At 67.8% G+C, this 10,277-nt stretch carries 11 protein-coding genes; all 11 read right to left on the bottom strand.

The window, feature by feature from the left end; genetic code table 11:
• The coding region (mgtE, locus tag VJ673_RS06415) for a magnesium transporter (protein WP_324125224.1) at positions 1–1,271 on the bottom strand (1,271 nt) is incomplete at its 3' end.
• A 137-nt stretch (positions 1,272–1,408) separates the two neighbouring features.
• A complete protein-coding gene (gene mtgA / locus VJ673_RS06410; RefSeq protein ID WP_324125223.1) occupies positions 1,409–2,101 on the bottom strand; it encodes a monofunctional biosynthetic peptidoglycan transglycosylase in 693 nt (230 codons plus the stop codon).
• Between the two features lie 2 nt (positions 2,102–2,103).
• A complete protein-coding gene (gene aroE / locus VJ673_RS06405) occupies positions 2,104–2,931 on the bottom strand; it encodes a shikimate dehydrogenase (RefSeq protein WP_324125222.1) in 828 nt (275 codons plus the stop codon).
• 2 nt (positions 2,932–2,933) lie between these two features.
• Positions 2,934–3,872, bottom strand: a complete 939-nt coding sequence (locus VJ673_RS06400) for an energy transducer TonB (protein WP_324125221.1) — start codon at positions 3,870–3,872, stop codon at positions 2,934–2,936.
• Positions 3,873–3,885: 13 nt separating this feature from the next.
• The gene (locus VJ673_RS06395) at positions 3,886–5,802 is read right to left on the bottom strand and encodes a ribonuclease catalytic domain-containing protein (RefSeq protein WP_324125220.1); all 1,917 of its coding nucleotides are present in this window, start codon (positions 5,800–5,802) and stop codon (positions 3,886–3,888) included.
• Between the two features lie 72 nt (positions 5,803–5,874).
• The gene (gene rarD / locus VJ673_RS06390) at positions 5,875–6,774 is read right to left on the bottom strand and encodes an EamA family transporter RarD (protein ID WP_324125219.1); all 900 of its coding nucleotides are present in this window, start codon (positions 6,772–6,774) and stop codon (positions 5,875–5,877) included.
• Positions 6,771–7,619 carry a class I SAM-dependent methyltransferase gene (locus VJ673_RS06385; RefSeq protein WP_324125218.1) on the bottom strand — a complete coding sequence of 283 codons (849 nt, stop codon included), beginning with the start codon at positions 7,617–7,619 and terminating at the stop codon, positions 6,771–6,773. Before VJ673_RS06385 ends, rarD begins: the two co-directional genes overlap by 4 nt.
• Positions 7,616–8,203 carry a YqiA/YcfP family alpha/beta fold hydrolase gene (locus VJ673_RS06380; RefSeq protein WP_324125217.1) on the bottom strand — a complete coding sequence of 196 codons (588 nt, stop codon included), beginning with the start codon at positions 8,201–8,203 and terminating at the stop codon, positions 7,616–7,618. Before VJ673_RS06380 ends, VJ673_RS06385 begins: the two co-directional genes overlap by 4 nt.
• 60 nt (positions 8,204–8,263) lie before the next feature.
• Positions 8,264–9,088: an undecaprenyl-diphosphate phosphatase gene (locus VJ673_RS06375; protein ID WP_324125216.1), complete on the bottom strand. Its 825-nt coding sequence runs from the start codon at positions 9,086–9,088 to the stop codon at positions 8,264–8,266.
• A gap of 74 nt (positions 9,089–9,162) precedes the next feature.
• On the bottom strand, positions 9,163–9,444 hold the full coding sequence (locus VJ673_RS06370) for a YkgJ family cysteine cluster protein (protein WP_324125225.1): 282 nt from the start codon (positions 9,442–9,444) through the stop codon (positions 9,163–9,165).
• A 2-nt stretch (positions 9,445–9,446) separates the two neighbouring features.
• Positions 9,447–9,974: a DUF2478 domain-containing protein gene (locus VJ673_RS06365; RefSeq protein WP_324125215.1), complete on the bottom strand. Its 528-nt coding sequence runs from the start codon at positions 9,972–9,974 to the stop codon at positions 9,447–9,449.
• Positions 9,975–10,277 lie beyond the last annotated feature (303 nt).

Below are 10,277 nucleotides of genomic sequence, written 5' to 3'. Positions count from 1 at the left end.
AGCACCATCACGAGGCCGAGCGCCACGTCCTTGTAGAGTACGGCCGCGACGAGGCCCATGACGCCGCCCCAGATCACGCCGTTGACGAGGCTCACCGCGATCTCCTTCCGGATGAGCTGCCGCGCGTTGTCGACCGTCACCTGGCCGAGCGCGACCGCGCGCACGATCATCGTGATCGTCTGATTGCCCGAGTTGCCGCCGATGCCGGCGACGATCGGCATCAGCGCCGCGAGCGCAACGAGCTTCTCGATCGAGCCTTCGAAGAGACCGATCACGCGCGAGGCGATGAAGGCGGTGACGAGGTTGATCGCGAGCCACGCCCAGCGGTTCTTCACCGAGTCCATCACCGACGCGAAGATATCTTCCTCTTCGCGCAGACCGGCGTTGCTGAGGATCTCGTGCTCGGATTCCTCGCGGATGTAGTCGACGACGTCGGCGACCGTGAGGCGCCCGATGACGCGCTTTTCGGTGTCGATGACCGGGGCGGAGACGAGGTCGTAGCGCTCGAAGGCCTGGGCGGCGTCGTCGGCTTCGTCCTCGGGCTCGAAGCTGATGACGTTTTCCTTGTGCATGACCGACACGACGGTCACGTCCGGGTCGTTGATCAGCAGCGATTCGAGGGTCAGGATCCCTTTCAGGTGGTCTTCGCGGTCGATGACGAAGAGCTTGTCGGTGTGGTCCGGCAGCTCGTCGAAGCGGCGCAGGTAGCGCAGCACGACTTCGAGGGTGACGTCCTCGCGGACCGTGACCATGTCGAAATCCATCAGCGCGCCGACCGAGTCCTCGGGGTAGGACATCGCCGCGCGCAGCTGTTCGCGTTCCTCGCTGTCGAGCGACTGGAACACGTCCTGCATGACGTCCGGAGGGAGGTCGGGCGCGAGGTCGGCGAGTTCGTCGGTGTCGAGGGTCTCGGCGGCGGCCTTGAGCTCGTCGGGCCGCATCGTCTCGATGAGGGCTTCGCGCACCGCATCCGAGACTTCGAGCAGGATGTCGCCGTCGCGATCGGCCTTGACCAGATCCCAGACGAAGAGGCGGTCGGCGAGCGGCAGCGCCTCGAGGATGTAGGCGATGTCGGCCGGGTGCAGCGCGTCGAGGCGGGCCTGCAGTTCGGCGACGTGCTGCTTGTGGACGAGATCCTCCACCAGCTCGTGGTGGGGCATGTCCTGCCGATGAACGAGGTCTTCCACCACCCTGTGGCGCGACAGCAGTTCCTGCACTTCGCGCAGGTGCTGCTGGACATCGTCCGGGTGGCGTTCCTCTTGTTCGCTCATCGGCGCCTCCGGTTTTTATTGGGGTGGAAACTGGCGTAAGGCGCGAATTCTACGGGCTTCGCAGCCCGGTTGCGACCCCGCAAAACGCTAAATTGTTGCAATGCGCCAGCCGGGCGACGAAGACCGTCGACGAAGGCTCACGGCACCTGCGAGTAGACCATCCGCTCGCGGATGCGTTCGGCATGGGCGGCGAGGCGGGAGCCGAACTGTTTCTCGTATTTCCGGGGGTTCGGCAGCATCACCGCAAGGCGCGCGGCCTGTTCGGCGCCGAGGCGGCTCGCCGATATGCTGTAGTAGCGTTGCGCGGCGGCTTCGCAGCCGAAGATGCCGGTGCCCCATTCGACGACGTTGAGGTAGACCTCAAGGATGCGCCGCTTGCTCCACACGGCTTCGATCATCACGGTGATCAGCGCCTCCTCGCCCTTGCGCAGGTAGCTGCGCGACGGGGACAGGAAGAGGTTCTTGGCGAGCTGCTGGCTGATCGTCGAGCCGCCGGCCACCGCGCGGCCCTTGCGCTGGTTCTTTTCGAGCGCGCGCTGGATGCCTTCCCAGTCGAAGCCTTCGTGTTCGATGAAGCGGTCGTCCTCTGCGGCGATGACCGCGCGCTTGAGCTGGATCGAGATGCGCTCGTAAGGCACCCATTCGTGGCGCAGTTCCGCGTTGGGGCGCTTCTCCTGCAGCTCTTCGAGCCGGATGCGCATGAAGCTGGTGCTGGCGGGGTTGAAGTGGCTCCACCACAGCACGAGCAGGAAGATCCACAGCTCGTAGAGGATGACCAGCGCCGCGATCGCGGCGAGGGCCCAGCCGAGGCCTCGCAGCGCGGTCTTCATCGTCAGCCGATCTGCGCGCGCAGTGCGGCGAGCACCGGTCCGGTGTCGGGGCGCACGCCGCGCCAGAGCTCGAAGCTTTCGGCTGCCTGTTCGACGAGCATGCCGAGGCCGTCGGCGAGACGCGCGGCGCCGTCGCGGCGGGCGGCGGCGAGGAAGGGCGTGTCGCCGCGGCCGTACATCATGTCGTAGGCGAGGGCGCCCGCAGCGTAGAGCCCGGCGGGTAGCGGCGGGGCTTCGTCGGCGAGGCTCGCGGCGGTCGCGTTGATCACGACGTCGAACTCGCGGTCAGCGAGGTCCGTGAAGCCGCAGGCGTCGAGCGGGACGTGCGTGTCGCGTTCGGCGAAGTCAGCGACGAGCGCTTCGGCGCGTGCGACGGTGCGGTTGGCGAGCGTGAGCGACGCGGGCTGGGTGCCAAGGAGCGGCAGCAGTGTGCCGCGTGCGGCGCCACCTGCGCCGAGCAGCAGGATGCGGCGGCCGGCGAGTGCGCAGCCGAGGTTGTGCGTGAGGTCGCGCACGAGGCCAGCGCCGTCGGTGTTGTCGCCGAAGATGCCTTCGGCGTCGAACGCGAGGGTGTTCACGGCGCCGGCAGCGAGCGCGCGCGGGGAGTGGCGCTCGGCGAGGGCGAAGGCTTCGAGCTTGAAGGGAACAGTGACGTTCATGCCGCGTCCGCCAGCGTCGCGGAAGGCTTGCACGGTGTCGGCGAAGCCGTCGAGCGGGCCGAGCAGCGCTTCATACGTCAGCTGCTGGCCGGTCTGCGCCGCGAAGCGGGCATGGATCGCGGGGGACTTGCTGTGGGAGATCGGGTTTCCGATGACGGCGTAGCGGTCCATGGTCACTTGGCGGTAAGGCTGTTGGCGTTGGTGAAGGTCCACGTGCGCACGAACTCGATCACGTCGTAGTCGCGGCGGATGTCGTCCGGGAATGGGGCGAAGGTGCCGGCAAGACGGACAATGCGTAGCGCCGCTTCGTCGAGCACTTTCTCGCCTGAGGAGCGCTGGATCTCGGCCTTCTCGACCGTGCCGTCGGCGCGGATGGCGACGTAGAGCAGCAGGCTTCCGTAGATGCGGCCCCGAGCCGCCTCCGGATAATTCAGCGTGCCGATGCGTTCGATCTTCTGGCGCCAGTCTTCGAGATACTGCGCGAAACGGTATTCCTGCGCACGCGCGCCGATGAATTTCTTGCGCGGGCGCTTGGCAAGCTCGTCGAGGGAACGGTCGATCTCGGCTTCCATGCGCGCAACGGCGGAGACGCTGTTGAGGAGATCGAGACCCGAGGGCTGGGCTTGCGGTGCGGGCAGGTCGCTCTGTTGGACGGGGGCTGGCGGCGTCTTTTCGGTCGATTTCGGCGCGGTGAGCACGCGACTGCGGCTCGCGTCGATGTCCGTCGTGCGCTTGCGGGCGTCGATGAGCGCGTCGCCTTCGCGGCGAGCGTCCTGCGGCGGGAGCGGCGACTTCGGGCGCGCGTTCTGCTCGCTGTTGCCGCCGCCATCGAGGTGGGCCTGCGCGAGCACGTCCGGCTTGTGCGGCGCGCGGGCGTGGCGGGCGTTGACCAGGACGACTTCGAGCCCGCGGTCGCGTTCGCGAGGCTTCTCGCGATTGGGCATGACGAAGCCGATCGTCAGCGTGAGGCCGTGCAGCAGCATCGAGATCGCAAAGGCGATCGCGAGGCGCCGGTCGTCCTGCAGCCTGAGGCCGACCGGGCGCAGGCCCGCTTTCGCTGCCGTTTGCCGACGCGGTTGCCGATGCGAGGTGCGCGAAGCCTTACCCGTCATGCGTGCCCTGCGGTCAGTTGCCTTCGAACATCGAATCCGCCGCTTCGGCCGGATCGGGTTCGGCCAGCGTCGCGACGTAGCGGGCGTGGATGTCGACGTCGAGCAGATCGCTCGATTCGATGCTGACGCGCACGCGGGTGCCGGGCAGCAGCACCGGCAGCGACGGTACCTTGATCATCAGCGGGATGGTGTCCAGCCGCACGAGGTTGTCGCGCAGGACCTTGCCGTCGAAGCTCGTGCCTTCCGGGTGCTGGCGCAGCCAGCGCAGGCACCAGTAGCGTTCCATCTGACGCTGGAAATCGGCGTACGCGGTATAGGTGACGTCGAAGTCGCGCAGCGCCGCCATCAGTTCGGCGGACTTCGGCGCGAAGGCGGGCGCTTCCTCGCGCAGCACCGAGATGAGCTGCCATTGGTTGACGAGGTCGACGTAGCGGCGCAGCGGCGAGCTGGACCAGGCGTAGCAGTCGACACCGAGCCCGTCGTGCGGTCCCGCAGTCGTCGACATGCGCACCTTGCCGCCACTTTGGACGCGATACAGGCCGGGCACTTCGGCTTCGTCGAGGAGCTTGCCCCAGGTCGAGTTGGCGAGAATCATCATCTCGGCGACGAGCTTGTCGAGCGGCGAGCCGCGCTTGCGGGGGCTGATCGTCACGTAGCCGGCGCCGTCGGCCGTTTCCTTCTGCCAGTCGACATAGAAGCTGTAATCGACCTGGTTGGGGCTGTTCTCGGCCTTGCCGCGGCCGGCTTCGAGGATGCTGGCGAGATCCCACAGCAGCGTGAGTTCGCGCTTCCATTGGAAGTCCGGCGTCTCGCTGTGGTCGTGCAGCGTCTGTTCGTTGAAGACTGGTTCGAGGTCGTGGTGGCGCAGGTTGGCGACGATGGGCACGCGATCGATGCGGGTTTCGTGGCGCTGGATCGCGAGCGCGGCGGTGACGTCGAGGTAGAGCGACAGCGCCGGGCATTCGCGGCCGGCGGCGAGCGTGAAGGTCTCGACAGCCGCGTCGGGCATCATCGTGATCTTGTTGCCCGGCATATAGACGGTCGAAAGCCTGCGCCGCGCGATCGCGTCGAGCTCGGAGCCGCGCGCGAAGCCGAGTGCGGGGGCCGCGATGTGGATGCCGATGCGCCAGCCGCCGCCTTCGCGCGGCGTGACCGAGAAGGCGTCGTCGATCTCGGTGGTCGTCGCGTCGTCGATCGAGAACGCGGCGACGTCGGCGCGCGGCAGATCGGTCGGGTCGACGGGGGGCGCGAAAGGCGGGAAGGCCGTGCCTTCTTCGAAGTGTTCGAAGAGGAAGCGGTTGTAGTGGAAGTCGTAGCTCGACGCGAGCGCGCCGCACTTCAACAGCAGGCGCGGGGCCGAGAGGCCGGTGTCGACGCAGGCCGCTTCGAAGGCCTTCGTTTCGATGCGGTTGCGGTCCGGACGGTAGAGGAGCTGCGGCAGCATGCCGGCGATCTCGCCGGGAAGATGGCCTTCGACGAGCTCGACGCGTAGGCGCTCGATCGCTTCGGCCTGCTGGCGCTTCTTCTCGAGGCCGGCGAGCGCGGCTTGCAGGATCTCGGCGGGGGCCTTGCGGAAGCGGCCGCGGCCCTTGCGATGGAAGTAGGTCGGCGCCGAATGCAGGCGCAGCAGGATCGCTGCGGATTCGACGGCGTTCGGCGCGTGTCCGTGGTAGTCGGCGGCGAATTCGTCGAAGGCGAATTCGTCGTCGCTGCAGACTTCCCACAGGAAGGCGGTGTCGAGTTCCTCCGCATCCGCTTCGGCGCGCGAGAGCAGGTCACCCGGCGAGGGCTCGCGGAAACGCATCAGCACGTGGCTCGACTTGAGCTTCACGCGCTTGCCGTGAGAGGTCTCGACCTGCAGGGAGGAATCGTTATCAGCGAGAATGGTCCCGGCCTTGAAGGCCCCACTCTCTTCGAACAGCACGAACATCAGCAACCGCCATACTTGAGCAAGCCCGACAGTTTAAAGGATTCGGCTGTCGGGCGCAGAGGAGGGCGCGAGTTAGCCGGCGCTGCGGGTGGTGCGGAGCATGTCGACCGAGTAGACCGCGAGCGCGGTCCAGATCAGCGCGAAGCCGACGAGCTGGGCGGCGTCGAAGGGTTCGCGGAAGACGAAGACGGCGAGCAGGAAATTGAGGCTGGGCGCGAGGTATTGCAGGAAGCCGACTGTCGACAGCGGCAGACGCTTGGCGCCGACCGCGAAGAGCATCAGCGGCACGGCGGTCAGCACGCCGGCGAGCGGCAGCAGCGCGTCGATGAGCGTGCCGTGGCCGAAGTGCAGATCGCCCTGCATCGCAAGCCAAGCGAGCCAGCCGAGCGCGAGCGGGGCGGTGACGAGCGTTTCGACGAAGAGGCCGTTGATGGCGTCGACCGGTGCGCGCTTGCGCAGCAGGCCGTAGACACCGAAGGTCAGCGCGAGGAAGAGGGCGATCCACGGCACGGTGCCGACCTGCCACACGCGCCACGCGACGCCCGCGCAGGCGATGCCGACCGCGGCGCGTTGCAGCGGGCGCAGGCGTTCGCCGAGGAAGAAGCGTCCGAGCAGGATGCTGACGAGCGGGTTGATGAAGTAGCCGAGGCTCGCCTCGACCAGGCGGTTCGCGGAGATCGCCCAGACGAAGACGAGCCAGTTGCTGCCGGTGAGCGTCGAGGCGATCGCGAGGAGGCCGATGAGTCGCGGCTGGGCGGCGAGGCGGCGTAGGCCGTCGAAGCCGCGCCAGAGCGCGAGCAGCGCGAACAGGAAGACGACCGACCACACCACGCGGTGCGCGACGATCTCGGTCGGCGGCACGCTGCCGACGGCCTTGAAGTACAGCGGCGCAAGACCCCAGGTCGTGAAGGCAATGAGGGTGGCGACGACGCCCTGGCGACGGGCGTTCGCATCGATCGCAGCGGTCGTCATGCGGTAGCGCTGGCGACCAGGGCGAGGGCCTCGACGGTGTAGCCGCTGCCGTCCGGCGCGCGGTGGGCTTCGAGATCGGCCGCGACCGCTTCGCGCAGGGCGCGTCGCGTGTCTTCGGGCAGTCGCGACAATGCTTCGGCAGCCCCGCCGGCGAGGTCGAGGAAGGCCTGCCAGTAGGTGTCGGCGGTGGCGAAGCGGCAGGCGAAGGGGCAGCGGGTGATGCGCACGTCGGAGAAGCCGGCGGCGGTCAGCGCGGCGGTGAGCGTCGCCGCGTCGCCGAAGCGGAACACGGACGGGCGCGCGACTTTCGGCGGCGGCAGCAGGCGGGCGATGCAGTCCTGGGCGCGCGAGATCAGCGGCACGGTCTCGCGCGGGCCCCAGACGGAGAGTGCGACGCGGCCGCCGGGGCGCAGTACGCGCCGCATCTCGGTGAGCGCGCGCTCGGGATGCGGGAACATGAAGAGCGCGAGGCCCGCGAGCACGCGATCGACGCTGGCGTCGGGCAGGCACAGGTGTTCGGCGTCCGCGGCGGCGAAGGCGAGCGAGGTGCGGCCTTCGGCGGCGGCGCGGTGCGCGCCTTCGGCCAGCATGCCTTCGGCGATGTCGCTCGCGAGCACCCAGCCGTTGGGGACGACGCGTGCAGCGGCCTCGCGGGCGAGGAGGCCCGGGCCGCTCGCGAGGTCCAGCACGTGCTGGCCGGGGGCGAGCTCGGCCGCTTCGATGAGTGCGACGGCGAGGTCGGCGCGCAGGTGGGCGCCTTCGGCGTAGCGCGCGGCGATGCGGTTGAAGCCTGCCCGTTCCTGGGCCTTGAAGCGCTGTGCGTCGAAGCCGGCGGGGGCGCTCATCGGGGGAAGATCCCGGAGAAGGCGAGGATCTCGTCGAGGTAGTCGGTCCAGCGCGAGAAACCGTGATCGCCGCCTTCGAGGACGGTCTGGCGTCCGCCTGCGTACTTCGCAACCGCGTCGCGGTAGTCGAGGACTTCGTCGCCGGTCTCGACGAGCAGCCAGTACTTTTCGGGGCGCGTGATCGTCGCGACGTCCATCGCGCGCAGCTCTACGATGTAGTCGTGCGTAAACTGGAAGGTCTCGCCGGTGTAGAGGTTGGTCTGTTCGCCGACGTAGGCTTCGAGCGACAGCGGGGCGACGACCGCGGGGTTCACGAGCACGGCCTTGAGGTCGTGCTTTTCGGCGAGGTGGGTCGCGTAGTAGCCGCCGAGCGAGCTGCCGACGAGGGTCGGGGCCAGTTCGGGACGCGTGGCGCGACAGCGGGCGATCTGTGTTTCGATCAGCGCGATCGCGTCTTTCGGGCCGACCGGGAGTTGTTCGCACCAGAATTCGTGCGCGAGCCCGCGCTCGGTCATGTGGCGAAGCATCGCCTGCGCCTTGATCGAGGCCGGCGCAGAACGGAATCCGTGCAGATAGATGATCATCGCATCAAACGGAAAGTCGGGACGAAGCCATGAGTGTAACCGCGGCTTCGTCCTCGATCATCAGGCTGCGGTCCACTGCACCCAGCCGAAGTACCAGGTCGCGAGCACGAAGAGGCCGAAGGCGATGCGGTACCACGCGAAGGCGATGAAGGTGTGGTTCGACACGAAGCGGATGAAGCCGCGCACCGCCCACATCGCCGAGAGGAAGGCGGCGACGAAGCCGATCGCGAACATCGGGAAGTCGTGCAGGTGAAGGAGCGCGCGGTTCTTGTAGAGGTCGAGGACCGTCGCCGCGAACATCGTCGGGATCGCGAGGAAGAACGAGAATTCGGCGGCGGTCTTGCGCGACAGGCCGAAGATCAGGCCGCCCATGATCGTCGCGCCCGAGCGCGAGGTGCCGGGGATCATCGCCAGCGCCTGGGCGAAGCCGACTTTGAGGGCGTCGGTCCAGCGCATGTCGTCGATGGCGTGGATGCGCGGACGATGGTTGCGCTTTTCGAGGTAGAGGATCACGAGGCCGCCGAGGATGAGGGCGGTCGCGACGGTCAGCGGGTTGAAGAGCAGGGCCTTGATCTTCGAATGGAAGAGCAGACCGAGCACCGCCGCGGGAAGGAAGCCGACGAAGAGCAGCGTGACGAAGCGGCGCGCGCTGGCGTAGCGCGTGATGCCGAGGGCGACGTCGGTGAGCCGTTCGCGGTAGTCCCAGCACACGGCGAGGATTGCGCCGAACTGGATGACGATCTCGAACACCTTGCCGACTTCGTCGTTGAAGTTGAGCAGGTCGCCGAAGATGATCAGGTGGCCGGTCGATGAGACCGGCAGGAACTCGGTGAGGCCTTCGATGATGCCGAGGATCAGCGCGACGAGGTATTGGGGAAGGTCCATGGATCGGGAGTGTGGGTAGTCGGGCGAAACCCGGCATGATACGCGCGCACCACCGCCCTAAAATTAAATTGCATTCAGTTGCGCTTTGAAACCTGCATGGGGGCGGGCGCGGTCAGTACTTCGAGTTCCGCAAGCCAGAGGATCGCCGCCTCGCGGTGAGCGCCGCACATCTGCGGGCTGGGGCTGAGACTGCTGCAGACGGCAGGCCGGCGTGGGTCGCCGAAGAGGCGGCAGCGGTCGGCGGCGTCGAGCTGCACGCAGCGCGCGCCGGCGGGTTTGCCGCCTTCCATGCCGGGGATCGGGCTGGAGATCGACGGGGCGATGCAGCACGCGGCGCAGGCGGGGCGGCACTCCATCGTCAGGCGGACCGTGAAACTGCGTCCCACCACGCGACGATGTCTTCGGCGCGCGCTTCGAGCAAGGTGCCGGCGTCGCCGGTGAAGTCCCGCCAGGCGTCGAGGAAGCGTTCGCCGACGGCGGTGATCACGGGGGTGCCGGAGCTGACCGCCATCGCCATTTCGCTGCGCAGGCCCGAGCCGGACGCTTCCTGTGCGCCGAACTTGTTCACGAAGACGAGCTCGACGCCGCTTTCCAGCGCGCGCCGTATCGCGACGGCCGCGTGCGCGAGCGCGTTCGGGTCGAGCCGGCAGGCTTCGGAGCCGCTGCCGAGCTCCTGCGACAGCGGGAAGCGCTCGCCGCTCGCGAGATCCTCCAGCTCCATGCCGCAAGGATCCTCGATGCAGGTCGGCAGGTCGTGCTGCAGGATGCCGCCGAGGCGCACGCCCCGTTCGGCAAGCCGTTGTGCGGCTTGCTCCAGCACCGGTTCGATGTGGTCGGTGGGGCGATAGACGATGGCGGCGATCGACAGGCGCGGTTCGGTAGTCATGGCGGTGGCGGATGCGGGCAATCCGGCGATTGTCGCACCGCACGTCGTCGGCGCGAAGCGGGGCGGGCCGAATTGTCGCAATCGTCCGCGCGCCACTGAGACAGGTGTCGCGGCCGTCTCAGCGCGGGGGAGACGCCTGTCTCGCGTCTCACGGCTGTTCGAGTCTTTAAGGGTTTGATTTGAAAGAAAACAGTCTCCTGGCACGGGTTTCGCGAATCCGGGGATGAGGCGGCGGAGCGTTCGCGGAAATAGCCCGACCGTCTCGTGACACCACGCCAAAAAACCAAAGGAGACATTCATGCA

This window comes from Aromatoleum sp., assembly GCF_035254505.1.
Taxonomy (GTDB): Bacteria; Pseudomonadota; Gammaproteobacteria; order Burkholderiales; family Rhodocyclaceae; genus Aromatoleum.
The sequence above is the reverse complement of the archived record's forward strand: the minus strand, read 5'-3'. Positions and strand labels throughout refer to the sequence as shown.

Excerpts from the sequence above, each read along its gene's own strand:
- mtgA (WP_324125223.1), bottom strand. The coding sequence starts at position 2,101 with ATGAAGACCGCGCTGCGAGGCCTCGGCTGGGCCCTCGCCGCGATCGCG.
- aroE (WP_324125222.1), bottom strand. The coding sequence starts at position 2,931 with ATGGACCGCTACGCCGTCATCGGAAACCCGATCTCCCACAGCAAGTCC.
- VJ673_RS06400 (WP_324125221.1), bottom strand. The coding sequence starts at position 3,872 with ATGACGGGTAAGGCTTCGCGCACCTCGCATCGGCAACCGCGTCGGCAA.
- VJ673_RS06395 (WP_324125220.1), bottom strand. The coding sequence starts at position 5,802 with ATGTTCGTGCTGTTCGAAGAGAGTGGGGCCTTCAAGGCCGGGACCATT.
- rarD (WP_324125219.1), bottom strand. The coding sequence starts at position 6,774 with ATGACGACCGCTGCGATCGATGCGAACGCCCGTCGCCAGGGCGTCGTC.
- VJ673_RS06385 (WP_324125218.1), bottom strand. The coding sequence starts at position 7,619 with ATGAGCGCCCCCGCCGGCTTCGACGCACAGCGCTTCAAGGCCCAGGAA.
- VJ673_RS06380 (WP_324125217.1), bottom strand. The coding sequence starts at position 8,203 with ATGATCATCTATCTGCACGGATTCCGTTCTGCGCCGGCCTCGATCAAG.
- VJ673_RS06375 (WP_324125216.1), bottom strand. The coding sequence starts at position 9,088 with ATGGACCTTCCCCAATACCTCGTCGCGCTGATCCTCGGCATCATCGAA.
- VJ673_RS06370 (WP_324125225.1), bottom strand. The coding sequence starts at position 9,444 with ATGGAGTGCCGCCCCGCCTGCGCCGCGTGCTGCATCGCCCCGTCGATC.
- VJ673_RS06365 (WP_324125215.1), bottom strand. The coding sequence starts at position 9,974 with ATGACTACCGAACCGCGCCTGTCGATCGCCGCCATCGTCTATCGCCCC.